This window comes from Massilia sp. ZL223 (assembly GCF_018119395.1).
Classification (GTDB): domain Bacteria; phylum Pseudomonadota; class Gammaproteobacteria; order Burkholderiales; family Burkholderiaceae_D; genus Telluria.
Genome location: NZ_JAGPWD010000029.1, coordinates 25,248 through 51,002 on the forward strand (window position 1 = coordinate 25,248; position 25,755 = coordinate 51,002).

The window sequence follows — 25,755 nt, forward strand, 5'->3', positions numbered from 1 at the left end:
TGGGCATGTACAAATGAGGGTGGTCCGCATGCAAACTTGGGCGGAACAATGCCGGTGGCATTGTTCCGGCCTTCGCGGGAACCCAAGTTCAACGAACGTAAAACCACCCGCACTGCTAAAATCATCCCTTTTTGCAGGCAGTAATAATGGGAATCGGCGTACTCTGCGGCCTCCTGGCCGGCGCTCTGTGGGGCCTGGTGTTCATCGTCCCCGAGCTGCTGTCCTCGTTCAGCCCGCTGGAGCTGGCCGTCGGCCGCTACCTCGCCTATGGCGCGATGGCCTTCGTCATCCTGCTGCCCAGGCTGCGCGCTCTGCAGCAGCGCCTGACCCGCGCCGACTGCGCCGCCCTGGTGCGCCACGCCCTCGCCGGCAACCTTGTCTACTACATGCTCTTGTCGGTCGGCGTCCAGTACGCCGGCGTCGGCCCCACCTCCCTGATCGTCGGCATGCTGCCGGTCGTCGTCACCCTCCTCGGCCGCAACGACCACGGCGCCGTGCCGCTGCGCCGCCTGGCCTTGCCGCTTCTGCTGGTCGCCGCCGGCATCGCCTGCATCAATGTCGACGCCTTCGCCCACCCGGCCAGCAGCGATCCGGTACGCACCGCCATCGGCATCGCCTGCGCCACCGGCGCCCTGCTGTGCTGGAGCTGGTACGCCCTCGACAATTCCCGCTACCTCAAGCGCAATCCGCACTTCGGCAGCGCCGAATGGTCCGCCCTGTACGGCCTGTCGACCGGCATCCTGGCCTTGGTATTGGGAGCGGTCGCCGTCGCCTTCGGCGTCGCCGGCCCCGCTACCGGCGCGGCGCGCGACTGGGGCCTGTTCTGGACCTGCAACGCCCTGCTCGCCCTCGGCGCCTCCATGATCGGCAACCAGCTCTGGAACGTGGCCAGCCGCCGCGTGCCGGTCACGCTGTCCGGCCAGCTGATCCTGTTCGAGACCCTGTTCGCGCTGGCCTACGGCTTCGTCTATCGCGGCCACGGCCCGCGCCCGCTGGAGCTGGCCGCGATCGCGCTGCTGGTGTGCGGCGTGACCTGGTCGGTCCGCGCGCACGCGTCCTCACCGGCGGAGCTGGGCCACGGAGACCTGGCTGAAGGTGACGGCGTGGCCGGCGCCGCCCATCGCCACCAGGCCTAGTTTCGCGCCTGTCCCCAGGCGGTGGGTCCAGGTGCCGCCGGCCACCCAGTTGCGGCCGTCCTGGCTGGACCAGGCGGTGTAGCGCTCCTCGCCGCGGCTCCTGCGCACGTCCAGCCGCAGCCAGGTCCATTCGCCCGGCGTGCCGACCACGGTATTGCCGTAGCGCGGATGGTGCGCCTCGACCGGCGCCAGCTCCTTCCCGAACTCCACCTGGCGCAGCCCGCCCCTGGCCAGCTCCACCAGCTTGACGTAGTTGTCGTCGTCACGCATCAGCACCAGGCCGGCCTGCACCGGCTTCGCGCAGCAGTCGAGCGGCGCGTCCAGGCGCAGGCGGGCTTCGATGCGCAGGTCGCCGGCCGGCAGCGCCGTCGCCAGCACCGGGGCGGTATCGGTGTCCACGTACAGGTCGGAGTCCGTCGTGGCAATGCGCAGGCCCGGCTGGGCCGCCGCCCAGCTGCCCGCGGCGCCCGGGCGCACCCAGCTCCAGCGCCGGGCCAGCTGCGGCTGGTCGAAATTGTCTTGCCAAATCGGCGCCGCCACGGCCGGGCTTGGCGCGGCGACGGCCGCCGCCCGCCTGCCGGGCATGACTTGCGGACCGTCCGTGGGCCCGCGCCCGCCCGCGATCACCGGCCAGCCATCCACCCACTCGATCCGGTCCAGCAGCACGGGCCGCCGCGTCAGCTTGTCGCGCGCGCTGAAGAAAGCCTGCCTGCGGTCGACCGCGTGGTACATCGTCCACCACTGGCCGTCATCGTCCTTGAACACCGTGTTGTGGCCCGCGCCGATCCAGCGGTTGCCGTTCTGGGCCAGCACCGGCGTGCCGCCCGCCCGCGCGGCCGCCATATCGTTGCCTTCGCGGTCGAGGAAGGGGCCTTCCGGCCCCCTGGCGCGGCCAACGTACAGGCCGTAGCCGGTCAGCGGCCCATTGCAGCAGTCGGTCGCCGACGCGAACAAATACCACCAGCCGCCATGGCGCACCACTTCCGCCCCCTCGTAGCGGTCGTCGGCGCCGATGCGCACCGGGTCGCCCACCAGGCCCATGCCGTCGGAGGACAGGCGCTGCACGAAGATGCCGCCGCCGTAGCTGCCGTAATAGATCCAGCGGTCGCCCTGGTCGTCCACGGCGATGTCCGGGTCGAAGGTCCAGTGGAACTTGCAGCCGCTGCCGGCGCGGCGCGGCGGCACCACCGGCCGCGCGACCGCCTTCCACGGACCGGCCGGCGAGGCGCTGGTCGCTACGCCGATCGCGCTGTCGGAAGCGCAGCCCGGCTCCGGGCTATGGGCGTCGTCGACGTCGGTGATGGTGAAGTAAAGGAAGTAGCTGCCGTTCATGTAGACCGCTTCCGGCGCCCACAGGCCGGCCTTGGGCGCGGCCAGGCCGCGCGGGCGCTCGGAGAAAGCGTCGCCCACGTGGTACCAGTTGACCAGGTCGATCGAACGGAAGATCGGCATCAGGCGGAAGCGCCAGCCGTCGCCGTCGCGCTCCTTGCGGCTGATCGGGTCGGTGGTGCAGTACAGGTACCAGACCGGATTGTCCGTCGTGCGGTCGCGCAGCAGGGATGGGTCGGCGCAGCTTTCGGCCAGGCTGCCGTCGGCCAGGCGCAGGGGCAAGGGATTGGTGAAGGTCTTGGCCGGTGCGGGCGCCTGAGGCGCGGCGAGCGCGGGGAGAAACAGCAGCAGGTGCATCGACAGCGCGGCGCACAGCCGGATTCCAGGTCTGCTCAAGACGTTCTCCTCGAGTTGCTGTTTGTCCCCGGAAAATAAGCGAAGCCGCGCGCCCGCGTCGCACGAATGCCGGTTAATTGTGAACATTGTAAAAATGATTCGTTGCACTAACGCATTTTTTTGTTCAATATGCACTCAAACACTATTTCCAGCATAAATGACCTGCTAGACTGGCAGGATTTTGTATCCCCTGGCACAAGAAAAATTGCCAACAAGAACATACATATGGGGAACGGCGGCATCCCGGTGCCGCGCCAAAACATAAGAAGAGAAACAAGGGAGTAGTCTGAAATGAACGGAATGCGGGGTCGTCCGAACCTGTCGCTATTGGCGGCGGCTGTCTCGGGCATGGTTGTCGGGGCTGTCCATGCCCAGGAACCCGGTGGGCAAGCTGGTGGGGCGCAGGCCGCGGCAACGGGCGAGATCCCGGAAGTCATGGTGACCGCCCAGCGCACGCCTTCGCTGGCCTCCCGCACTCCGGTGGCCATGAGCGTCCTGACCGGCGAGCAGCTGGCCCGGGCCGGGACCGACAGCCCCGCGGAGCTGGGCGCACGCCTGCCCAACGTGCACCTGGACCAGGCCGCCGATGGCCTGCGCGTCACCATCCGCGGCGTCAGCAACGCCGATGCGACCGACAAGGGCGATCCCTCGGCCGCCTTCATGCTGGACGGCGTGTATATCGCGCGCCCGCCCGGCCAGACCCTGAGCTTCCTCGACGTCGACCGCATCGAAGTGCTGCGCGGCCCGCAGGGCACCCTGTACGGCCGCAACACCACCGCCGGCGCCATCAACGTGATCTCGAACGCGCCGGTGAACCGCCATGAAGGCGCCTTCGGCCTGGAAGCCGGCACCCACGGAAGCCGGAAGATCGACGGCATGCTGAATGTCCCGGTCAGCGAAGCGCTGGCCCTGCGCGCGGCAGTCGCCGTGCGCCGCCACGATCCCTACTTGAAGAACGGCCAGGGCACGCCGCACAGCCTGGGCCTGGACCGCGACGACCGCGACGCGCGCCTGTCGGCCAGGCTCGCGCTCGGGCGCGACGCCTCGCTGCTGCTGCGCTACGACCATAGCGAAGCCCACGACAACAATGACCGCTTTGTCCCCGACACCAACTTCTTCAGCGGCATCGAGACCCGCACGCCCACCTGGCGCGCCGGCAGCACCGACCAGCGCCTGACCAACGCCTTCCGCCCGCTCAACCGGACGCCCGAGCAAGGCCGCCACGAGAAGCGTGCGCGCGGCCTGTCGGCCGACCTGGGCTGGGACCTGGGCGCGGCCACGGTGCACTACCTGGGCGCGCGCCGCAAGCTCGACCAGGCCATGCTGCTGAACTACTACTACCGCGTCAGCATCAACCCGCCTTTCGCGCTGGGCGTGCTGAACGACTACGACAGCCACAACACCCAGGACTCGCACGAGCTGCGCGTGGCAACCAAGGGCAAGGGTCCATGGCAGGCCCAGGCCGGCCTGTATTACTTCAGCGAAGAGACGAATTCGGTGTACAGCTTCCGCGGCCTCGAGATGCTGCGCCTGCCCCCGTATTACGTGTTCCCGATCGGCCCCACCAAGGCCACCAGCAAGGCGGTGTTCGGGCAGCTGACCTACAGCCTGCGCCCGGACCTGCGCTTGAGCGCAGGGGCGCGCAGGACCAACGACGACAAGTCGCGCATCGGCTCGACCAACTTCCAGCAAGGGCCGGTGTTCAATCCCGCCACCGACCTGCGCCTGCTGAACGCGGCCAGCATGGCGACCCACAAGACCACCTGGCGCCTCGGCGCGGAATGGGACGTGCTGCCGTCCACGCTGGCCTATGCCACCCTGGCCACCGGCTACAAGGCGGGCGGCTTCAACGACGGCTGCACCGCCGGCACCAGCGCGCTCGGCATCACCTGCCCGGCGGCGGCGGCCGTGCCGTCGAACCTGCTGTACTACCAGCCGGAGACGCTGCGCTCGGTGGAGGCGGGCCTCAAGAGCCGCTTCTGGGACGGCCGCGCCACGCTCAATGCCGCCGCCTTCCGCTACGACTACGCCAACCTGCAGCTGTCCGGCGTCGCCGTCCTGCAAGGCGCACCGCGCTTCATCACGAGCAACGCGGGCGAAGCCGGCGTCACCGGCCTGGAACTCGACGGCCAGCTGCGCGTGGGCCAGGCCGGGCGCCTGAACTACGGCCTGACCCTGCTCGACGCCCACTACGATGCCTACTCGCCGAACGGCGTCGTGTCCTGGAATGGCCACAAGCTGGACCGCGCACCCAGCCATGTGCTTACCCTCGGCTACGACCACCGCTTCGACCTGGCGGCGGGCCAGCTCACGGCCGGCCTGTTCGCGCGCGCCAGCGGCGCCTACGTGATCGGCGTGCCCAGCCAGCTGCTCGAATACCGCATTCCGTCGCGTACCGCCACCGACGCTACGGTCGGCTTCCAGCCGCACGGCGCGCGCTGGAGCCTGCTGCTGCGGGCCCGCAACCTGGAGAACAAGGTGCAGCCGGTCGCGATCGACAGCTTTGGCATGACCGTGCCGAGCAACCCGCGCACGGTCGACCTGCGCCTCGACTACCGCTTCTGACCAACAAAGGGATCACCAACGCCAACCCGCGCCGACGCGCACGCCCATCAAGAGGATCACAATAAATGACGTCTACGCATCACCACCGTTTGTCCTGGTTCACGCTCGCCCTGCTGGGTTCTTTTCTCACCGTCCTGCTGCTGCGCGGCTGGAGCGGCCAGACCCAGTTGCTGGTCCTGAGCTCCTTCCTGATGTTCGGCTGCTGCTTCGCCAGCGCCGCGCACCTGCTGGGTTTGCAGGCGGCCCTGCGCTTTGCGCTGATCGCGCTGCCGATCGGCTGGTTCGCGGAGCAGATGGGTTCTTCGCACGGCTGGTTCTTCGGCAAGTACACCTATACCGACGTCCTCGGTCCGCGCGTGGGCGACGTGCCGATGGTGATTCCCCTGATGTGGTTCGCCCTGGGCTATTGCGGCTACGTGATCGCCAACCTGATCGCCTGGCAGACCCCGTCGGACGGCGTCACCCCGGTCGGCCAGACCTTGACGATGTCCTTCCTGGCGGCCCTCGTCATCACCGCCTATGACCTCGGGGTCGACCCCTACATGGTCTACAAGCTCAAGGCCTGGGAGATGGAGAAGAAGGACGGCTGGTGGTTCGGCGAGACCCTGCAAGGCTTCGTCGGCTGGATGCTGGTGGCCTTCGTGATCGTGTTCCTGTTCCGCCTGAGCCTGCGCAAGTGGCCGCCGCGCGCTTCCCAGGCGCTGCGCCTGCGCGACGTTCAGGTGCCGCTCGCCATCTACGGCGGCCTGATGGTTTTCCAGATCACCCAGGGCTTCCCGGTCGAGACCCGCACCATCGCCACCTTCGTGATGGGCATCCCCCTGTTCTGCGCCCTCCTCGGCCTGCAGCGCTGGAACGGCGTCGCATCGCTGCGCGCGGAGGCCGCATGAAGCCGGATGCCCCGCAGCTGCTGAACCCCGCACTGCGCGCCGACCCCGCGGCCGACCATGCCGTGGCGCGCATGCTGGGCGACAGCGCGGCCGACCCGGCGCGGCTGTTCCCGCGCATTAACCGGATCAACGCCGAGCTGGCGCGCTGGGACACCAACGGCAGCCTGCAGGGCTGGCGCGCCTCGCCGGGCGCGGACCCGGCGATCGCGGCGGCGCTGGAAGACTATGTGCGCAGCTGCAGCCAGTTGCCCGAATGGGCCGACAAGGCCTGCATCGCGCGCGCGGAAAAGCTGTTCATGGACATGAGCATGCTGTCCTGCACCCTGCTGTTCTGTTCCAGCCTGCCCGAATGCTACATCCTGCCGGACCTGTCGGCGGTGCTGCAGGCGGCCGGCCAGCTGGAACTGCATACCGACTACCGGGTGCGCTCCACCGCCGCGATGATCTTCCCGGTCATGATGCGCGGCGGCCTGACCGACCCGGGCGGCGGCGGCGTCGCCCAGGCGCTCAAGGTGCGCCTGATCCACGCCACCATCCGCCACCTGATCCTGCGCGGGGCGCCGGGCGATTCGCCCGCCGCTTGCCCGGTCGCGCCGCTGGCGCCCGCCGGCCACGGCCTGCACCATGTGCTGTACGCGCATGGCTGGGACAGCCGGCGCGACGGCCTGCCCTGCAACCAGGAAGAACTGGCCTATACCCTGCTGACCTTCCACTACGCCTTCCTGCGCGGCCTGCGCCGCCTGGGCCTGGGCCTGCCGCGCGAAGACGAGGAAGCCTACTTGCACGCCTGGAACGTGCTGGGCCACCTGATCGGCATCGAGCGCGAGCTGATGGCCTGGACCATGGAGGACGCCTCCGCCCGCTTCCAGGTCCTGCAGGCGCGCGGCCGCGCGGCCTGGGATGCGCGACTGGCCGCCGATCCGCACGAAGCCGACCCGCGCCCGCCGCTGGCCGCCGCCCTGATGCAGGCCATGGCCAACGAACTGCCGCTGCGGATCCTGAAGCCCTTCCCGATCCTGCTGACCCGTTACCTGTGCGGCAAGCAGGCCAGCCGCGACCTGGGGCTGACCAAGCGCGTCTCGCTGCTGTCGCGCGCCCTGTTCGCCCTCGGCCTGGGCACGGTGCGCCTGATCGACGCGCTGGTGCGCATCTTCGTGCCCGGCTTTTCGATCTCGCGCCTGCTGACCCGGGTCGCCGGCTACCGCCTCACCACCCGCTTCCTGATGGACCAGACCCGCCCGCTCAAGCTGCCCGAGGCCCTGCTCGGCCAGGTCGACGAGGCGATGCAGTGCTGGTGCGAGGACCACAAGGCCCCGGCCTTCATGAAACGACTCGAGGCGCGCCTGGCGCGTCCCGCACCGCCCCCGGAGACACGCCAGGCATGAGCACCACCTTTGCATCACCCTTCGCCCCCCTGGCTCGGCTGCGCGCCATCCTCGTGTTCCTGTTCCTGGCCTTCTGCTCGCTGGCCGCCCTGGCCGCGCCGCTCGAACTCGGCGCCGGCGTCAAGCGCGTGGAAGCCTGGTCCGCCGTCACGGTGATGAACGACCCGGACGGCGATATGGACCCGGTCGCTGCGAGCAGCGCCCACGAACGCTTCGCGCGTCCGCTTACCGCCTACGCCACGCTTGGCATGCAGCAGGGCGCGACCTGGGTGCGCATTCCGGTGACGGTGCCCGCCGGCGCGCCCGAGAACTGGGTGATGCAGATCGACTTCGGCCTGCTCGACAAGGTGGATGTTTTCGTCGAGAGCGCCGGCGTGGTGCGCAAGGTCGGTACGGCCGGACGCGCGGATGTCCAGGACGGCTGGGCGCTGAAAGGCCGTGTGCCCGCGGTCGTGATGCGCCTTGGCGCCGGCGCCCGGCACACGGTGCTGGTGCGGGTGGAAAGCCACGGCGCCTTCATCCTGCCGATCGAGTTCCTGCAGCCGGACGCCTTCCACGGCGCCTCGCTCGGCGAGCAGATGCTGCAAGGCCTGATGCTGGGCCTGGGCCTGTGCCTGTTCCTGTACAGCGTGGGCCAGTGGATCACGCTGCGCGAGCCCTTGTTCGGCAAGTACGCGCTGCTGGTCGGCGCCGTGACCATGTACTCGGCCTGCTGGTTCGGCATCGCCGACCAGTTCCTGTGGCAGGACAACGCCTGGCTGAGCGAGCACGGCGCCGGGCTGGCCTCGATCCTCGCCTCCTGCGGCGCCTACCTGTTCGTCGAACAGTCGCTCGCGCGTCCCGGCATGGACCGCATCTTCAGCCGCCTGATGAAGACCTTCGCATCGCTGTGCGTGATCAGCGCCATCGGCTTCGGCGCGGGCCTGATCAGCCACCACTACCTGGTGGCCATCATCGGCACCCTCGGCATCATGCCGATGCTGCTCGGCCTCCCGGGCGCCTTTCGGCGCGCGCGCGCCGGCGACGCGGTCGGCACCTACTTCCTGGTCGGCTGGGCGGTCAGCTTCGCGGCGGCCCTGATCTCGGCCCTGATGATCAAGGGCGAGCTGCCGGCCAACTTCTGGACCATGCACGCCCTCGAATTCGGCAGCACCTTCGACATGCTGGTGTTCATGCGCATCCTCGGCCTGCGCACCAAGGCCATGCAGACCGCGATGCTGCGCGCCGAAGCGGGCGCGCGCATGAAATCGGAATTCCTGGCCAACATGAGCCACGAAATCCGCACCCCGATGAACGCCATCATCGGCATGAGCCGCCTGGCCCTGATGGCCGAGCCGAGCGCCAAGCTGCGCAACTACCTGTCAAAGATCCTGGGCTCGAGCGAGCACCTGCTGGGCATCATCAACGACATCCTCGACATCTCCAAGATCGAGGCCGGCAAGCTGACTATCGAATCGTTGCCCTTCGAGCTCGACGAGATGCTCGACCACCTGTCCAGCCTGACCGGGCTGAAGACCGATGCCAAGGGCCTGGAGCTGATCTTCCGGGTCGGCGCCCGGGTGCCGACCCGCCTGGTGGGCGACCCGCTGCGCCTCGGCCAGGTCTTGATCAACCTGACCGGCAACGCCGTCAAGTTCACCGAACGGGGCGAAATCGTGGTCTCCGTCGATGTCGACGAGACCCGCGACGGCAGCGTGGTGCTGGCCTTCTCGGTGAGCGATACCGGCATCGGCATGACGCCCGAGCAGCTCGGCCTGCTGTTCCAGTCCTTCACCCAGGCCGACAGCTCGATCACCCGCAAGTACGGCGGCACCGGCCTGGGCCTGTCGATCTCGCGCCAGCTGGTGGAACTGATGGGCGGCGCGATCTCGGTCACCTCGAGCCCGAACGTGGGCAGCTGCTTCCGCTTCACCGTTCCGCTGGGGATCCCCGCCGGCCACACCAGCACCGCCGCGGTGCGCCAGGCCACCTTGCAGGACGTGCGCGCCCTGGTGGTCGACGACAGCGGCACCGCGCGCGAAGCCCTGGTCGAGATGCTGCATGGCCTGGGCGTGCGCGCAGACGCCGCGCCCTCGGGCGAGCAATGCCTGGTGGCGCTGGAGCGCGCCCAGAGCGACGGCCAGCCCTACCAGGTGGTGCTGATGGATTACCTGATGCCCGAACTGGACGGCATGGAGACCATCCGCCGCATCCGCCGCTGCGCGCGCGACGCCGCGCCGCCGGCGATCCTGATGGTCAGCGCCTGCACCCGCGAGTCGGTGCTGCAGCAGGAAGGCGAACTGCCGCTGGACGGCTTCCTGCACAAGCCGGTCGGCCCTGCCTTGCTCTACCACAGCCTGCTGCAGGTCTTGCATCCGTCCACCGACGCGGCCGCGCTGAGCGCGCCGGCGGCGCTGCCGGGCATGCCCGCCCTGCCCGATATTCCGCGCCTGGACGGCGCCCGCATCCTGCTGGCCGAGGACAACGCCAACAACCGCGAGGTCGCGCTCGACTTCATGGCCGCCGCGCGCATGTCGGTGGATGTGGCCTTCGACGGCGTCCAGGCGGTGCGCATGGCCGAGGAAGGCGACTACGACCTGGTGCTGATGGATATCCAGATGCCCGAACTGGACGGCCTGAGCGCGGCGCGCGAGATCCGCCGCAACCCGCGCCTGGCCGAACTGCCGATCGTCGCGATGACGGCCCATGCGCTGCCGAGCGACCGCGCGCGCAGCCTGGCGGCCGGCATGAACGACCACGTCACCAAGCCGATCGATCCCGACCTGCTGTTCTGCACCCTGCTCAAGTGGATCGACCCGGCCCGCCTGCAGGGCCGCACCCTGCCGCCCGCGGCCGCGCATCCCGCGGTTTCCGAGCCGGTCGGCGCCCTGCCGCCGGTGCCGGGCATCGACTGGCGCCAGGCGCTGGACAACGTGAGCGGCCAGCGCAGCCGCCTGGAAAAGCGCGCCGGCAGCTTTGTGCGCGAGTACGCGGGCGCGCCGCGCATCCTGCGCGAAGCGCTGAGCGGCGGCGACCACGCGCGCCTGCAGTCGCTGGCCCATAACCTCAAGTCCAGCGGGGCCTACGTGGGCGCATTCGAGCTGTCGGCTGCGGCCAACCGGCTCGAGCAAGACCTGCGCGCCGGCCAGTTCGAGCGGCTGGCGGTTCAGGTGCCGGCGCTGGTGGCAAGCGCGGAGACGGTGCTGGCGGGCCTGGCCCAGCTGGCCGCGGCCGCGCTGCCGCGCCAGGCCGATCCGCACGCGGTGGCCCAGGTGATCCAGCGCCTGCAATCCTACCTGGCCGACGACGACGCGCGCGCCGAAGACGCGCTGTCCGAGCTCGAGAGCCTGCTGGCGGGCACCACGCACGCCGGCGCCCTGGCCCCGGTGCGGCGCGCGGTCGAGGACATCGAGTACGGCGCCGCGCTCGCGCCGCTGGGCGCGCTGGCGCTCGATCTGGATGTGAGCCTGGAGGGTGTGGCGTGAACATCGTAGAGACGCAAAAGGTCCTGGTGGCGGACGACGACGCCATCAACCGCGAGGTGCTGGGCGACCTGCTCAAGCCGGAATATACGGTGCTGCTGGCCAAGAACGGCGCCCAGACCCTGGAACGGGCGGCGCGCCATGCGCCCGACCTGATCCTGCTCGACGTGATGATGCCCGACATGGACGGCTACGAGGTGCTGCGCCAGCTGCGCGCGGACCCGCAGACCGAACACATCGCGGTGATCTTCATCTCCGGCCTGGACCGTCCCGAGGACGAGGCCAACGGCCTCAAGATGGGCGCCTCGGACTACATCGTGAAGCCCTTCAACCCCACCGTCGTGATGGCGCGCGTGGCCCTGCACCTGCAGGTGGTGCGCCAGCGCAGGATGCTCGAACGGCTGGCCAATATCGACGGCCTGACCGAGCTGGCCAACCGCCGCCGCTTCGACGAGATGTACGCCCTCGAGTGGCAGCGCGCGCGGCGCACCGGGCGGCCGCTGTCGCTGGCCCTGCTCGACATCGACGCCTTCAAGCAGTTCAACGACCGCTACGGCCATCCGGCCGGAGACCGGGCGCTGCGCTCGGTGGCGCGGGTCGCGGGGACGGCCATGCGCCGCCCGGCCGACCTGGCGGCGCGCTACGGCGGCGAGGAACTGGTGCTGCTGATGCCGGAGACCGACGCAGTCCAGGCGCGCCAGGTGGTGGAAGCGCTGTGCGAGGCCGTCGCCGGCCTCGACATCGCCCACGAAGCCTCGGCCGTGGCGCCGGTGCTGACGGTCAGCGTCGGCGGCGCCACCCTGGCGCCGGACAGCAGCGAATTGCAGGCGGACCTGTTCGAGGCGGCCGACGCCCAGCTCTACCGGGCCAAGCAGGCGGGCCGCAACCGCATCGCCTGGCGCGAAGAGGAGCCCAGCCAGCGCTAGCCGCGCGCCTTCCTCCTATCTCGCGCTCGGCCCGGGCATGTCGTGGCATCCTACGACCTCGGCCGCACAGGCGGAGCGCGAAAAGGAGAGTGGCATGGCACAGCGTCCAGGGATTTTTCCGACATTCTTTTTGTCCGGCTTCGAATGCTCCAGTTTCCTCTGGGGCAATCGGGTGCGGCGCAACCTGGTGGCGGAAACGGGGCACGACAGGCATGCCGCCGAGGATTACCAGTTCCTGAGCAGCCTGGGCATCGCCGTGGCCCGCGAAGGCATTCCCTGGCCAATGGTGGACAAGGACGGCGGCTACGACTTCTCGCCCATCGACCGCTTCATCGAGGCCATGAACGCCTCGCGCGTCATCCCGATCTGGGACCTCTGCCATTACGGCTATCCGGACGACCTCGACCCGTTCTCGGACGAATTCGTGACCCGCTTCGCCGCCTACTGCCGCGCCGCGGCCGAGTACGTGATTCCGAAAGTGCGCGGACCGCACTTCTTCACGCCGATCAACGAGATCACCTTCTTCTCCTACTGCGCTGGCGAATGGGGCTGGGCCGCGCCCTACCATTGCACCCGCGAGGACAGGATGCGCCTGCTGGAGGCGCTGTGCCGGGCGGCGATCGCCGGCGTCAAGGCGATCCGCGAAGTCGATCCCGAAGCGCGCATGGTGCACGTCGATCCCCTGGTGCAGGTGGTGGCGCCGCGCGACCGGCCGGACCAGGAGGAAGCCGCGCGCCACGAGACTTATGTGGACACCTTCCTGGCCTGGGACATCATCTGCGGCCGCGAGCATCCCGAATTCGGCGGCTCGCCCGGGATCCTGGACATCGTCGGGGTGAACAACTATTCCTTCGGGCAGATGGAATACCGGGAGCACGGGCCGCACGCGCCGCTGCCGCCCGGCGACGACCGCATCGCGCCGCTGTGCGACATGCTGCAGACCGTGTGGGAACGCTATCGCCGGCCGATGATCATCGGCGAAACCAGCGGTCTCGGCCAGGGCCGCGACAGCTGGCTCAGGGACGTCATGGGAGAATCGCTGGCGGCCGTGCACCGCGGCATGGACCTGCAGGGAATCTGCCTGTTCCCCGGGGTCGACATGCCGGACTGGCATACCGGCGAATGGGTACACAACGGCATATGCGACCTGGTCGAGGAGGACGGCGACCTCAAGCGCGTGCCGCACCAGGAGTACGTGGCCGAACTACGCCGCTGGCAGAAGGAGCTGAACCGGGTCACCAGCCTGGATGAGGATCCGTTCAGCGACCCGGTGGAACTGCAGGACGTGATCGATGCGGCGCACCGGCTTAATATGCAACCGGATAAAGATTGGCACTGAACGCCGCTTCTGTCAGCCGCGGCAGGCCAGGCCGAACTTGGTGGCGGTGCAGCCGCGCTTGATGCACAGGGTCGCGTGATACCCGGCCGCGCGGCACTGGCGCAGGGTTTCGGCCAGCGCGTCGCCGGCCGGTTCCGGTTCCGGGCGCGGGGGCGGCGGCGGTAGAACAACGCGTGCCGGCGGCGGTTCGCGGCGCGCGACGGTCCGGACAGGCGTGCGTTTCCCGGCGTTCCGCCGTACGGCCGGAGCGGCCGCTTTCTTCTTCGGCTTGGGCGCGGCGGCAACGATCGGCGCCGCCGCGGCGGCGGCGACCGTCGCAGCGTCCGGTGTCGAGGGCTCGCGCGTTTCGATGGGTGCGGGCGCTGCCGGGGCCGGTTCGGGTACGGCCAGGTCCGTGGTGGCGGTGGCCGGTGCGGGCTCGACGGCAGGCGCTGTCGGCTCGGCCGCTGGCGGCGCTGCCGGCGCAGCCGTCGGCGTCTGATCCGCAACCATCGCCAGCGTCGATTCAACCTGCGTGTCGCCGTAGATCCACCATCCGGTCCCCAATACGCCCGCCACAAGGGCGGCCGCAATGGTCCAGCCAAAGAATTTGCGGCCCCAGCGATCCATCCAGTGGACCGGCTCGTCAGGAAACTGGATGCTCAGATCCGGTTGCTGGCTGGCAAAGGATGGGGTGCCCGGCGGCGGCTCGAAGAAATGCGGCTCCGTGGGGGCTTCCGCTGGAGGCGGAGGGTGAAACTCAGGCGCGGGCTCGGCGACTGGAGCGGGATGCCTGCTGCGCCAGACGCGCGGACGCACGGCGGGATCGGGTGCGGCCTGCGGTGGCGGCGCCGCACTGCTGCGCTTTCGGGGCGGCGCCGGCTGGCTGTCGCCGATATCTTCCAACAACTGGCTCTTCATCTACTGACTTCTGCTTACGGACAAGCCGATTGTAGCCAATCCGCGCAAAGCCCCGCGCCGGGTACGCGGCGCCGGCTCAGGCTTTCGCGGGTTTCCAGGTGATAACACGGTACACATACCAGAGCACCAGCCCGATCAGGATCGCTTTCGAGACCGGATCGACATAATCGGCCACGCGCTCGTAGTGGCTTTCCAGGAGGTAGCCGGCGCCGGTGAGGATCCCGGTCCAGATCAGGGAGCCGATGGTCGAAAACAGCAGGAATTGGCCCAAGGGCATGCATGCCAGGCCGGCCGGCACCGAAATCAGGGTGCGGATGGCGGGAATCAGGCGCCCGAACAGCACTACCTTGCGCCCATGCCGCTCGAAGGCTTCCAGCGCATGGTCGATTTCGCCGTGGGTGACGGTCATCCAGCGGGCGTGCTTGTCCGCGAAGTTCTCCAGCCTTTCCTTGCCATAGATCTTGGCCGCGTAATACCAGGGCAAGGCCCCGGCGATCGAGCCGGCCGTGCCGGCCAGGAGCACCCCGACCACGTTGAGGTCGCCGCGCGCCGCCACGAAGCCGGCGAAAGGCATGATCAGCTCGGAAGGGATCGGCGGGAACACGTTCTCGAGGGCCATCAGGGCGAACACGCCCAGGTAGCCGCTGGTCTCGAGGAATTTGGTGATGAAGTCGAACATCGCTGGGCGCTCCTGATCATCTCGACAGGCCCCACCTTATCCCAGGCGCCAACACCGCTCTGTTCGCTAGGCCGCTTCCAGGGCAGATTCCTGGCGCCGGCGCCAGGCATGCGGCGACACGCCGATCACTTCGTGGAAGGTACGGGTGAAATGCGACTGGTCGCAAAATCCATGGGCGTGGGCGATCACGGTGAGCGGCTCGCGCGAAGCCAGCATCGCGGCGCAGGCCGCGGCCAGGCGCCGGCGCATCACATACACCCGCGGCGGGACACCGACGCTGTGCTTGAAAGCGCGGGTGAAGTGGCTCACGCTCAATCCCAGGGTCGCGGCCAGGGTGCCGGTACGCAAGGTCGCGCCCAGGTTGGCGTCGATATAAGCGATGATCCGCCTGAGCTGCCAGTCCGGCAGGCCGCCTGTCCGCGGCCTGGCCGGCAGCGCAATCGGCCTGGCGGCCGGGTTCGGGAACGCAGTGTGCACGTCATTTCTCCATCGTGTCTGAACGGTGTGTTCAGGACACAATGTTGCAACGCGGCGGCCTAAGCGAAAAGACAAGTTGGTGGCAGGAGCAGCCCCCACGAAAGTGTGGGTGCTACACCTCCAAAAAGCCCCGTTCGATGCCGATGGTTACCGCGTGGGTGCGGTTGCTGGCGCCCAGCTTGTCCATGATGCTGCGCATATGGCCCTTGACCGTGTCTTCCGACAGGCCCAGGCCGGCGCCGATCTGCTTGTTGGCCTGGCCACGCGCGCTCAATTCCAGCACCTGCAGCTCGCGCACGGTCAGCGGCTCCTGGCCCAGGTGCTGCGCAAGCTCCGCCGCTACCTGCGGCGGAATATAGCGGTGGCCAGCCGCCAGCTGGCGCACCGCGTCGCTCAGTTCCTTGCGCAGGGCGCTCTTGAGCAGGTAGCCCTGGGCGCCGGCCTTGATCGCCTGCATCGCGCGAGCGTCGCCGCGGAAGGTGGTGAGAATCGCCAGGCAGGCCGTCGGAAACTCGGCGCGGATGGCATGGATGGTCTCCATGCCGTTCATCTTGGGCATCTGCAGGTCGACCAGGGTCACGTCGGGGCGCAGCCGGCGGTATGCGGCGACCGCTTCCTCGCCGTCCCCGGCCTCCCCGGCCACCTCCATGTCGGGCTGGCTCCCGATCACGGCGGCGATCCCTTCGCGCATCAGCGGGTGGTCGTCCGCGATCAGGACGCGGATCGGCGTACCGTCACGCTTCAACATGGCCTCCGCCCCGGTCCTTGCGGCCAGGCACCAGCCACACGATCGCCAGCAGCACATGGATCACCGCGCCCAGCGGCGCGTACACCAGCGACAGCAGCACCGCCAGCGCATACAGCACGATCGACACGCGGTTCTTGCCGCTCTGCCAGGACATGGCGTGGCTGGCCCTGAGCGTCCACGACAGAATCATGAAGGCGATGGAACACAGCAGCAGCACCACACCGTAGAGGGCCACCGGACCGGAGGCCATCGGGTGCTCGCCCGCCCACGCCGTGACAAAGGGAATCAGGGACATCCAGAACAGCAGGTGCAGGTTGGCCCACAGGGCGCCCGCGTCGACCCGCGCCACCCGCTCCAGCAAGGCATGGTGGTTGACCCAGTAGATGCCGACGTAGACGAAACTCAGCGCATAGCGCAGCCAGCCCGGCAGCACCTCGGCCACGTCGCTCAGGTCGGTCGAGTGCGGCGGCTTGAGTTCGAGCACCATGATCGTGATGATGATGGCGATCACGCCGTCGCTGAAGGCTTCCAGCCTGTTCTTGTTCATTGTTCGCCATGGTCGGGGAGCCAGAGATGCAAACATAGTATCGCAACCGGCACCGCCAGCGCTACAAACCCGACCGCCAGATAGGCGAAGGCCGCCATCGCGCAGCCGACCGCAAAGGCCGCCACCGGCCAGAAGAACTTGCCGCAGCGCGCTTTTGTAGCGGCATCGCCCGCGCCGCGCAGCCAGTCGACGCCGTCGATCACGAGCTGGGTGACGTTGCCCGTCATCATCGAGGTCGGCGCCAGGCTGGTGAGCAGCAGCTTGCTGGCCGCGCTGTGCGCGCCCATTGCCATGGTGCCCAGCAGGCCGGCCGCCATCGCCAGTGGCCCGGCGCTCTTGCCCACCGGCTCGGCCAGCATGCCGCACACCATAAAGCCCAGCAGCAGCACCAATTGCAAGGTATAGCTGGGCTTGACCGCGGGCACGCCGCGCCGTTCGCAGTTGGCGACCAGCAGGCGCGCCGCCGCCACGCCCAGGATAAATGCCGGGAAGGCCAGCAGCTTGAGCAGCGAAGGCGTCTGCGAAGGCTCGGCCAGCGACACCGCGATCAGCACGAAGTTGCCCGTGACATGGGCCGTGAACAGGCCGAACAGGGCGATGAAGCCGAGCGTGTCGACATAGCCGGCCATCAGGCCCATGCTTGCGCCCTGCAGGCGCTGGAAAGTGGGCGTCTTCATCTCAGAACGCGAAGCAGCTGCAGCCCAGCGCGCCCCAGAAGCCGCCGAAGTCGGACACCGGCATGTTCGAGCGCCGGGCCCGGTCATGCTCGTGCGCGTGCACCCCGCAGGCCCCGCGGCACTGGTGGGCCAGGCTCTGCGCGACCGGCGCGGCTTTCCTGTAGTGGCCGGGCACCTTTTGCACCGGCGACCATTCCGGCAGCACCGGCAGCGGCGGCGGCCCCAGCGACGTGAACTCGGCCGCGCCGTAGACGATCTGGCCGCCCACCACGGTCAGCACCGATTCGATGGACTTGATGGCTTCTTCCTCGACGCTGAAGAAATCCGCCGAGAGCACCGCCAGGTCGGCCAGCATGCCTTCCTGGATCTTGCCCTTCTTGCCTTGCTCATTCGAGAACCAGGCGCTGCCCGTCGTCCAGAGTTCCAGTGCCACGCTGCGCGGCAGGTGGCCGGCGCTGCCGTACAGCGGCAGGCCGCCGACGGTGCGTCCCGAGACCAGCCAGTACAGCGCGGTCCAGGGGTTGTAGCTGGCCACGCGGGTGGCGTCGGTGCCGGCGCCGACCGGTACGCCGGTTTCCAGCATGTGCTTGACCGGCGGCGTGGCGCGCGCCGCCTCTGCGCCATAACGGTCGACGAAGTACTCGCCCTGGAAGGCCATGCGGTGCTGGATCGCGATGCCGCCGCCCAGCGCTTTCACGCGCTCGATGTTGCGCGGCGTGATGGTCTCGCAGTGGTCGAACATCCAGTGCAGGCCGTCGAAGGGAAGGTCGCGGTTGACCTTCTCGAACACGTCGAGCATGCGCGAGATCGATTCATCGTAGGTGGCGTGCAGGCGGAAGGGCCAGCGGTTCGCGACCAGGTGGCGCACCACCTTTTCCAGTTCGTCCTCCATGCCCGCCGCCAGGTCGGGGCGCGGCTCCAGGAAGTCCTCGAAGTCGGCCGCTGAGAACACCAGCATCTCGCCGGCGCCGTTGTGGCGGTAGTAGTCGCTGCCCTGCCCCGGCTTCACCATGTCCGTCCAGCGCTGGAAGTCTTCCAGTTCCTTGCCCTTGTTCTGGGTGAACAGGTTGTAGGCGATGCGGATCGTCAGCTGGTTGGCGCGCTCGAGTTCCTCGACGACCGCGTAGTCCTCGGGGTAATTCTGGAAGCCGCCGCCGGCATCGATCGCGCTGGTCAGTCCCAGGCGGTTCAGCTCGCGCATGAACTGGCGGGTGGAGTTCACCTGCAGCTCGCGCGGCAGGCTCGGCCCCTTGGCCAGGGTCGCGTACAGGATCATCGCGTTCGGGCGCGCGATCAGCATGCCGGTCGGGTTGCCGGAGGCATCAACCTGGATCTCGCCGCCCGGCGGGTTCGGCGTGTCCCTGGTATAGCCGACGGCGCGCAGGGCCGCGCGGTTGAGCAGCGCGCGGTCGTAGAGGTGCAGGATGAAGACCGGCGTGTCGGGCGCGGCGGCGTTGATCTCGTCCAGGGTCGGCATGCGGCGCTCGGCGAACTGGAACTCGCTCCAGCCGCCCACCACGCGCACCCACTGCGGATGCGGGGTGCGCGCGGCCTGGTCTTTCAGCATGCGCAGCGCATCGGCCAGCGAGGGCACGCCTTCCCAGCGCAGCTCCAGGTTGTAGTTCAGGCCGCCGCGAATCAGGTGCAGGTGCGAATCGTTCAGTCCGGGGATGACGGTGCGGCCGTTCAGGTCGATCACCTGGCTGCCTTCCGTACGGAAGCGCATCACGTCTTCGGTGTCGCCGACGGCCAGGAAGCGGCCGTCGCGGATGGCGACCGCGCTGGCCTGGGGCCGGCTGCGGTCGACCGTGTTGAAACGGCCGTTGAAGAGAATGAGGGCTGGCGCCTGCGCCTGGGAGTCATTGGTTTGCATGGTCTTCACCTTTGCGTGTTGCCCGGCGCTGGCGGCCCGGCGGGTTGAAACGAGCGGTGCGCGACGCGATGCCGCGCACCGTGCGCGATCGGCGCGCTGTTTATCGGGCAGGCACCGGCGCCAGCACTTCGTTCTCGCCCTTGTTGCGGGCCGCCGCCTTGTGCACCATGGTGTAGGCGTAGTCGACGCCCATGCCGTAGGCGCCCGAGTGCTCGGTGACGATCTTGATCACGGCATCATAGGTGTCGCGGTGGGCCCAGTCGCGCTGCCACTCCAGCAGCACCTGCTGCCAGGTGACCGGGACCGCGCCGGCCTGCACCATGCGCTGCATCGCGAAGTCGTGGGCGTCCTTCGAGGTGCCGCCCGAGGCGTCGGCCACCATGTAGATCTCGTAGTCGCCTTCCAGCATGGCGCACAGGGCGAAGGTAGTGTTGCAGACTTCGGTCCACAGGCCGGCCACGATGACCTTCTTGCGGCCGTTCGCCTTCAGCGCGTCGCGCACCTTCTGGTCGTCCCAGGAGTTCATCGAGGTGCGCTCGAGGATCTGGTGGTTCGGGAAGACATCCAGGATTTCCGGATAGGTCTTGCCCGAGAAGGAATCGGTTTCGACGGTGGTGATGATGGTCGGGATGTCGAAGACCTTGGCCGCCTTGGCCAGGCCGACGACGTTGTTCTTCAGGGTCTGGCGGTCGATCGACTGCACGCCGAAGGCCATCTGCGGCTGGTGGTCGATGATGATCAGCTGCGAGTTTTCCGGGGTCAGGACTTCGAGTTTTGGATTGGTCATGATGTCTCTCCTTGTGTGGACGTTGAAATTACCGCTTAACCGTGTTGTGCGGGCTCGTCGCCCGGTGCTGCTTTTGCTTTCGACGCCAGGCCCGTGATCTTGGGCTGGCACTCCTCGGCGAACCAGGCCGCGCTCAGCGGTGCGCCGTCGATCAGGCGCTTGGCCACGGGCACCACCTGTTCGCCGATCAGCATCCCGAGCAGGCCCACCAGGGCAATGGCCGGCGGCGCCGGCGAGCGCACGTTGAGAAAGCCGTACAGGATTCCGGCCAGGATGCCGGCGCCTAATGAAATCAGGTACATCGTCCGCTCCTTCTGTTGGCGGCGCCGCTGGCGGGCGCCGATCTCCGTGAGTATCGCCAGACGCGAAGTCCGCCGATAGAATCAGATTGCTCTTTTCGCGGCTTGCTATACAAACGCTACCCCAAGCCGCTACCATGGCGGCACGCCTACGACCGGACTGCCAATTGCTCAAGCTCAGCCTCGACGCCCTCCAGATCATCGAAACCATCGCCCGCAAGGGCTCCTTCGCCAGCGCGGCCAAGGAACTGTTCCGCGTGCCCTCGACCATCTCCTACACCGTGTCCAAGCTCGAGGACGACCTGGGCGTGCGCCTGTTCGACCGCTTCGGCCCCAAGGTAGTCCTGACGCCCGCCGGCCGCGAACTGCTCAAGGAAGGCCGCTACCTGCTGCGCGCCGCCGCCGACCTCGAATCCCGGGTGCGGCGCGTGGCCTCGGGCTGGGAGACCGAGATCGCGCTGGGCATGGATTCCATGCTCTCCGCCGCGGGGCTGGAGCCCGACATCCGCGCCTTCTACGAAGCCGCCGACCAGACCCGCCTGCGCATCGTCCGCGAATCGCTGTCGGGCACCTGGGACGCACTGCTCGACCGCCGCGTCGATTTGCTGGTGGGCGCCGCCGGCGAAGGACCGTCCGGCGGCGGCTACACCCTCGAACCGATCGGCACCAGCCGCTTCGTGTTCGCCGTTGCGCCCTGCCATCCACTGGCCGGCGCCGACCTCCCGCTGGACAAGGCCGACCTGCTGCCCCACCGCGCCATTTCCGTCTCCGATTCGGCGCGCCTGCTGGGCGCCCGCACCGTCGGCCTGCTGTTCGGCCAGGACACCCTGGCCGTGCCGGACATGATCACCAAGTACGAATTCCAGGTGCGCGGCCTCGGCTTCGGCTTCCTGCCCGAGGCCTGGGCCCGGCCCGCCATCGACCAGGGACTGCTGGTCGAGAAGCAGGTGGTCGAGCCCAAGGCCGACGAGACTTTCTACCTGGCCTGGCGTAGCGGCGAGGACGGCGCTGCGCTCAGGTGGTGGATCGACCGGGTGCGCAGCAGCTCGCCTTTCGCCCGCATGATCGCCGAACCTTGCGGCGCGACGCTCACCGGTCTCGCCTGATTGCCTATACCGCTTCCGTGTTGATGCGGATCGTGCCCGACAAGGTCTTGTGCACCGGGCACTTGTTGGCGATATCGGTCAGGCGCTGTTTCTCTTCCTCGCCCAGCGCGCCGACGTATTCGATGTGGCGGTTGAACTCATAGGCGCCGTCCTTCTGCCCGTGGTCGATGCGCACCCGGATGTCCTCCAGCGCCATGCCCTTGCGGGCGGCGTAGAGCTTGACGGTCAGCGCGGTACAGGCCGCCAGTGCGGCGGCCAGGATGTCGTGCGGTTCCGGGCCGGTGTCCTCGCCCCCGATAGCTTCGGGGATGTCGGTCAGCAGCTGGTGCTTCCCGATCTGGATCACGTGCTGCATCTTTCCGGTCCCGCGTGCGGCTGTCACTTGCATGGCTTGCTCCCTGGTGTCGTTGGCCGCCCCCGGCGGGGCGGCATAAAGGTTTTTATTGCGGCAGGTCGAACACCAGCACTTCGGCGGATTCGGCCTTTTCCAGGCTCACCTGCGACTCTTCGGTCACCTTCAGCGCATCGCCGCCGTTCAGCGCGACGCCGTTCACGGTGATGCTGCCGCGGATCACGTGGACGTAAGCCTGGCGGCCCGCGGCCAGCTGGTGGGTCAGCGCATCGTCGCCATTGAGGATCGCGGCGTAGATCGAGGCGTCCTGGCGCATCGACACCGAGCCTTCGCGGCCGTCGTTCGAGGCGATCAGGCGCAGGCGGCCGGTCTTGGAGGCGGCGTCGAAGTGCTTTTCCTCGTAGCCCGGAGCTTCGCCGGCGGTGTTCGGCTCGATCCAGATCTGCAGGAAGTGCACGCCTTCCGTCTTCGAGTGGTTGTACTCGCTGTGCACGACGCCGCTGCCGGCGCTCATGCGCTGCACGTCGCCGTAGCGCAGCACCGAACCGTTGCCCATGCTGTCCTTGTGCTCCAGCGCGCCGTCCAGCACATAGGAGATGATTTCCATGTCGCGGTGGCCGTGCGAGTCGAAGCCGCGGCCCGGCGCCACATTGTCCTCGTTGATCACCCGCAGCGGACCGAAGCCCATGTGCTTCGGGTCGTAGTAGTGGCCGAAGGAGAAGGTGTGACGGGATTTCAGCCAGCCGAAGCTTGCGGCGCCGCGTTCATTGCTTTTACGTACGTTCAACATGGGATGCTCCTTTCGTGATTGGGAATCATCGAACCCGTCGATGCTCAGGACTTTTGCTTTCCCATCCTTTGCTCTGCGTTGTTCGATGCGATGGAGTCATTATGCGCGCCCTCAGCCGCCCTGAAAAACGGATAATTTGCGGCCCTATCATCGAAATTTTCGATGATCTCTCAGCGCCAGGTCCGGCTCGCCCGCGAACACCGTCTCCAGCCACTGCGCAAAGGCCTGCAGGCGGGGGCTGGCCATGCGCCCGCGTGGATACAGCAGCGAGACCGGCATCGGCGTCGGTTCCACCCCGGGCAGCACTTCGACCAGCTCGCCGCTCTCCAGATGGCGGCGCGCCTGGTAGCGGCCGAGCTGGGCCAGCCCCAGTCCCTGTAGGGCGCAGCACAGATTGGCCTCTGCGTCGTTGACGGCCAGGCCGCCGCCCAGCTCGAGCTTGACGGGGCCGTGCTCCGTCTCCAGCTCCCAGTCAAAGGCGCGCCCGGTGCGCCCCGAGAAATGCACGATGCCCTCGTGCCCGGCCAGCTCGCCGATGCTGGCCGGGACACCCCGGCGCGCCAGGTAGGCCGGCGAAGCCGCCACCAGGAAGCGCATGCTGCCCAGCGGCCGCGCCACCAGCGCCGAATCCTGCAACACCCCGACCCGGACAGCGCAGTCGATGCCTTCCTGGGTCAGGTCGACCAGGCGGTCGCTCAGGCTGATGGTGAGCGCGAGGTCCGGATAAGCCTCCCGGAATTGCGCGATGCGCGGCAGGACGATGGCGCGGCCCAGGCTGCCCGGCAAATCGATGCGCAGCTTGCCGTGCAGCGGCCTACTCGACGCGCCCAGGAAGCCGGCCTCGGCCGTCTCGATGGCGGCCAGGATCCCGGCGCACTGCTGGTAGTAGCGTTCACCCTCGGGCGTCAGCGACAGGCGCCGGGTGGTCCGCTGCAGCAGCTGGGCGCCCAGATAGGCTTCGAGGTTCTTGATCGAGGCGCTCAGGGCCGCGCGCGGCAGGTCCAGGGTTTCCGCCGCCTTGGAAAAGCTGTTCGCCTCGACGATTCGTACGAAGGCTTGCATCGCCTTGACCTTGTCCATGATTGTTCAGAAAAAGTGACATGTATAAGCGCATTATGCCCAGATTATCTTTGAGTCATGCCTCTCTACAATGGCTTATCTCGTCCCCCCTCTGGAGTACAACATGCAGAACAATCCCTCGCGCGGCATGGTCATGCTGCTGGCCGCGGCGGCCGGCATCATCGTCGCCAACCTGTATTACGCCCAGCTCCTGGTCGGCCCCATCGGCGCCGCCATCGGCATGCCGCCGGCCGCCGCCGGCCTGGTGGTGACCCTGACCCAGGTCGGCTACACCCTGGGCCTGCTGTTCGTCGTCCCGCTGGGCGACCTGCTGGAAAACCGGCGCCTGATCGTCACCGGCCTGGCCGCCACCGGCGCGGCCCTGCTGCTGGCCGCCACGGCCTCCGGCGCCGCGCAATTCCTGCTGGCGGCACTGGGTATCGGCCTGGGCGCCGTGGTGGCGCAGGTGCTGGTGCCCTTCGCCGCCCACCTGGCGCCCGAGGCCAGGCGCGGGCGCATCGTCGGCCAGGTGGTCAGCGGCCTGCTGCTCGGGATCATGGTCGCGCGCCCCGCGGCGAGCCTGCTGGCGGACCGCGCCGGCTGGCAGGCGGTGTTCGTGCTCGCCGCGCTGCTGGTGTGGCTGCTCGCCGCCGTGCTGCGCCTGCGCCTTCCGCAGCGCCGTCCCGATGCGGCCTTGCCTTACCGTGCCCTGATCGCTTCGCTGTGGACGGTGCTGCGCGCCACGCCGCTGCTGCGCCGCCGCGCCCTGTACCACGCCGGCCTGTTCGGCGCCTTCAGCCTGTTCTGGACCGTGGCGCCGCTGGCCCTGGCCGGCCCGGCCTTCGGCCTGTCGCAGACCGGCATCGCCATATTCGCCCTGGTCGGCATGGCGGGCGCCGTGGCCTCGCCCATCGCCGGGCGCCTGGCCGACGCCGGCCATACCTTGCCGGCCACCGCCGCCGCCCTGGCCCTCGGCGCCGCCAGCTTCGCGCTGCCGCTGCTGGCGCCGCAGGCGCACTGGCTGGCCCTCGGGCTGCTGGCCGTGGCGGCGATCGTGCTCGACGCCGCGGTCGCCGCCAACCTAGTGCTGGGCCAGCGCGCCCTGTTCACGCTCGGCGCCGAACTGCGCAGCCGCCTCAATGGCCTGTACTTCGCGCTGTTCTTCCTGGGCGGCGCCCTCGGTTCGGGCGTGGGAGGCTGGCTGTATGCGCGCCACGGCTGGCATGCGGCCCTGCTGGCGGGCATGGCCCTGCCCCTGGTCGGCCTGGCGGCCTGGGTCGCCGAATACCTGGAACAGGCCGCGGCGCGCCAGGCGGCGTGAGCGCGCCGGATATGCTTTAATCGGGCATGCGAGCACGCCGAGACCACGATGCAGCCCAAGCCCGATCCCTCCGAGCTGGATGAAGCCACCCTGGCCTGGGTGCGCCAGGTATTCCAGTCCGCACGCAGCGGCGAGGCTGGCGCCCTGGGCGCGCTGCTGGCCCAGGGCCTGCCGCCGAACCTGCGCAACGAGCGCGGCGACAGCCTGCTGATGCTGGCTTGCTATCATGGCCACGTCGATGCGGCCCGGGTCCTGCTCGAACACGGCGCCGACCCGGAGCTGATGAACGACGCCGGCCAGGCGCCCTTGCATGGCGCGGCCTTCAAGGGCGACCTGGCGGTGGCCGCCCTGCTGCTCGACCATGGCGCGCGCGCCGACCATGCGGGCCCGAACGGCAAGACCGCATTGATGTTCGCCGCCATGTTCAACCGGGTGGAGATCGCCAGGCTCCTGCTCGAACGCGGGGCCGATCCGCGCGTGCTGGATGCCGGTGGAATCGGCCTGGTGGAAGCGGCGCGCCGCATGGGTGCGGGCGATACCGCCGCCCTGCTGGCCGCCTATACCTGAGCGACTGGACGCGCCTGTTGCGTTCGCCCAACCGGATTCCCTTGAGAAACAATTGTTTCTTGACCGCAATTCCAGCCATCGCTATTGTGACGTAAAGCGAAGCGTTTTTTAACACGGCCTGTGCCTTACAGGCCGCATCGTCCTCT

Annotated in this window: 23 protein-coding genes; 10 read left to right on the forward strand and 13 right to left on the reverse strand. The window is 68.5% G+C overall.

The window, feature by feature from the left end; all coding sequences use genetic code 11:
* Nucleotides 1–146: 146 nt before the first annotated feature.
* Complete coding sequence (locus KBW95_RS17330; RefSeq protein ID WP_211528869.1) at nucleotides 147–1,136, forward strand: DMT family transporter; 990 nt, start codon at nucleotides 147–149, stop codon at nucleotides 1,134–1,136.
* Here the strand turns inward: KBW95_RS17330 and KBW95_RS17335 are convergent.
* Complete coding sequence (locus KBW95_RS17335; RefSeq protein ID WP_211528870.1) at nucleotides 1,059–2,861, reverse strand: family 43 glycosylhydrolase; 1,803 nt, start codon at nucleotides 2,859–2,861, stop codon at nucleotides 1,059–1,061. The genes KBW95_RS17330 and KBW95_RS17335 overlap by 78 nt on opposite strands.
* A gap of 291 nt (nucleotides 2,862–3,152) precedes the next feature.
* On the opposite strand from KBW95_RS17335, the gene KBW95_RS17340 reads away from it, so the two are divergent.
* The 6 genes from KBW95_RS17340 (at nucleotide 3,153) to KBW95_RS17365 (ending at nucleotide 13,427) form a co-directional block, all read left to right on the forward strand.
* Entirely contained in the window at nucleotides 3,153–5,426 is a 2,274-nt protein-coding gene (locus KBW95_RS17340) for a TonB-dependent receptor (protein ID WP_229429834.1), read from the forward strand.
* 65 nt (nucleotides 5,427–5,491) lie between these two features.
* Nucleotides 5,492–6,316 carry a carotenoid biosynthesis protein gene (locus KBW95_RS17345; RefSeq protein WP_211524779.1) on the forward strand — a complete coding sequence of 275 codons (825 nt, stop codon included), beginning with the start codon at nucleotides 5,492–5,494 and terminating at the stop codon, nucleotides 6,314–6,316.
* Nucleotides 6,313–7,701, forward strand: a complete 1,389-nt coding sequence (locus tag KBW95_RS17350; RefSeq protein ID WP_211524780.1) for an oxygenase MpaB family protein — start codon at nucleotides 6,313–6,315, stop codon at nucleotides 7,699–7,701. The genes KBW95_RS17345 and KBW95_RS17350 overlap by 4 nt, the downstream gene beginning before the upstream one ends.
* A complete protein-coding gene (locus tag KBW95_RS17355) occupies nucleotides 7,698–11,165 on the forward strand; it encodes a hybrid sensor histidine kinase/response regulator (protein WP_211528871.1) in 3,468 nt (1,155 codons plus the stop codon). Before KBW95_RS17350 ends, KBW95_RS17355 begins: the two co-directional genes overlap by 4 nt.
* Complete coding sequence (locus KBW95_RS17360; protein WP_211524782.1) at nucleotides 11,162–12,088, forward strand: diguanylate cyclase; 927 nt, start codon at nucleotides 11,162–11,164, stop codon at nucleotides 12,086–12,088. Before KBW95_RS17355 ends, KBW95_RS17360 begins: the two co-directional genes overlap by 4 nt.
* 94 nt (nucleotides 12,089–12,182) lie before the next feature.
* Nucleotides 12,183–13,427 (forward strand): b-glycosidase, encoded by a 1,245-nt coding sequence (locus KBW95_RS17365; protein ID WP_229429835.1) that lies wholly within the window; start codon nucleotides 12,183–12,185, stop codon nucleotides 13,425–13,427.
* A gap of 12 nt (nucleotides 13,428–13,439) precedes the next feature.
* Here the strand turns inward: KBW95_RS17365 and KBW95_RS17370 are convergent, their stop codons facing one another.
* From KBW95_RS17370 to KBW95_RS17410, 9 genes are all read right to left on the reverse strand, one after another.
* Entirely contained in the window at nucleotides 13,440–14,327 is an 888-nt protein-coding gene (locus tag KBW95_RS17370; protein ID WP_211528872.1) for a hypothetical protein, read from the reverse strand.
* Between the two features lie 76 nt (nucleotides 14,328–14,403).
* Nucleotides 14,404–15,006 carry a DedA family protein gene (locus tag KBW95_RS17375; RefSeq protein WP_211524784.1) on the reverse strand — a complete coding sequence of 201 codons (603 nt, stop codon included), beginning with the start codon at nucleotides 15,004–15,006 and terminating at the stop codon, nucleotides 14,404–14,406.
* 66 nt (nucleotides 15,007–15,072) lie between these two features.
* The gene (locus KBW95_RS24820; protein ID WP_211528873.1) at nucleotides 15,073–15,483 is read right to left on the reverse strand and encodes an AraC family transcriptional regulator; all 411 of its coding nucleotides are present in this window, start codon (nucleotides 15,481–15,483) and stop codon (nucleotides 15,073–15,075) included.
* A gap of 112 nt (nucleotides 15,484–15,595) precedes the next feature.
* Entirely contained in the window at nucleotides 15,596–16,231 is a 636-nt protein-coding gene (locus KBW95_RS17385; protein ID WP_211528874.1) for a response regulator transcription factor, read from the reverse strand.
* Nucleotides 16,218–16,778 carry a TMEM175 family protein gene (locus KBW95_RS17390; RefSeq protein ID WP_211524787.1) on the reverse strand — a complete coding sequence of 187 codons (561 nt, stop codon included), beginning with the start codon at nucleotides 16,776–16,778 and terminating at the stop codon, nucleotides 16,218–16,220. The genes KBW95_RS17385 and KBW95_RS17390 overlap by 14 nt, the downstream gene beginning before the upstream one ends.
* Entirely contained in the window at nucleotides 16,775–17,455 is a 681-nt protein-coding gene (locus tag KBW95_RS17395; RefSeq protein ID WP_229429836.1) for a YoaK family protein, read from the reverse strand. The genes KBW95_RS17390 and KBW95_RS17395 overlap by 4 nt, the downstream gene beginning before the upstream one ends.
* Before the next feature lies 1 nt (nucleotide 17,456).
* The gene (locus KBW95_RS17400) at nucleotides 17,457–19,328 is read right to left on the reverse strand and encodes an amidohydrolase (RefSeq protein ID WP_211528875.1); all 1,872 of its coding nucleotides are present in this window, start codon (nucleotides 19,326–19,328) and stop codon (nucleotides 17,457–17,459) included.
* Between the two features lie 100 nt (nucleotides 19,329–19,428).
* On the reverse strand, nucleotides 19,429–20,115 hold the full coding sequence (locus KBW95_RS17405; protein WP_211524789.1) for a hydrolase: 687 nt from the start codon (nucleotides 20,113–20,115) through the stop codon (nucleotides 19,429–19,431).
* A 35-nt stretch (nucleotides 20,116–20,150) separates the two neighbouring features.
* A complete protein-coding gene (locus KBW95_RS17410) occupies nucleotides 20,151–20,417 on the reverse strand; it encodes a XapX domain-containing protein (RefSeq protein WP_211528876.1) in 267 nt (88 codons plus the stop codon).
* Between the two features lie 164 nt (nucleotides 20,418–20,581).
* On the opposite strand from KBW95_RS17410, the gene KBW95_RS17415 reads away from it, so the two are divergent.
* Nucleotides 20,582–21,520 (forward strand): LysR substrate-binding domain-containing protein, encoded by a 939-nt coding sequence (locus tag KBW95_RS17415; RefSeq protein ID WP_211528877.1) that lies wholly within the window; start codon nucleotides 20,582–20,584, stop codon nucleotides 21,518–21,520.
* 4 nt (nucleotides 21,521–21,524) lie between these two features.
* On the opposite strand, the gene KBW95_RS17420 is transcribed toward KBW95_RS17415, so the two are convergent.
* From KBW95_RS17420 to KBW95_RS17430, 3 genes are all read right to left on the reverse strand, one after another.
* Nucleotides 21,525–21,908, reverse strand: a complete 384-nt coding sequence (locus tag KBW95_RS17420; RefSeq protein WP_211524792.1) for an OsmC family protein — start codon at nucleotides 21,906–21,908, stop codon at nucleotides 21,525–21,527.
* Nucleotides 21,909–21,960: 52 nt separating this feature from the next.
* The gene (locus tag KBW95_RS17425; protein WP_211528878.1) at nucleotides 21,961–22,662 is read right to left on the reverse strand and encodes a pirin family protein; all 702 of its coding nucleotides are present in this window, start codon (nucleotides 22,660–22,662) and stop codon (nucleotides 21,961–21,963) included.
* Between the two features lie 147 nt (nucleotides 22,663–22,809).
* Nucleotides 22,810–23,742, reverse strand: coding sequence for a LysR family transcriptional regulator (locus KBW95_RS17430; RefSeq protein WP_211524794.1), 933 nt, complete (start codon nucleotides 23,740–23,742; stop codon nucleotides 22,810–22,812).
* Nucleotides 23,743–23,845: 103 nt separating this feature from the next.
* On the opposite strand from KBW95_RS17430, the gene KBW95_RS17435 reads away from it, so the two are divergent.
* Nucleotides 23,846–25,042 (forward strand): MFS transporter, encoded by a 1,197-nt coding sequence (locus KBW95_RS17435; protein ID WP_229429837.1) that lies wholly within the window; start codon nucleotides 23,846–23,848, stop codon nucleotides 25,040–25,042.
* Nucleotides 25,043–25,090: 48 nt separating this feature from the next.
* Nucleotides 25,091–25,609 (forward strand): ankyrin repeat domain-containing protein, encoded by a 519-nt coding sequence (locus tag KBW95_RS17440; protein ID WP_211524795.1) that lies wholly within the window; start codon nucleotides 25,091–25,093, stop codon nucleotides 25,607–25,609.
* Nucleotides 25,610–25,755: the final 146 nt, after the last annotated feature.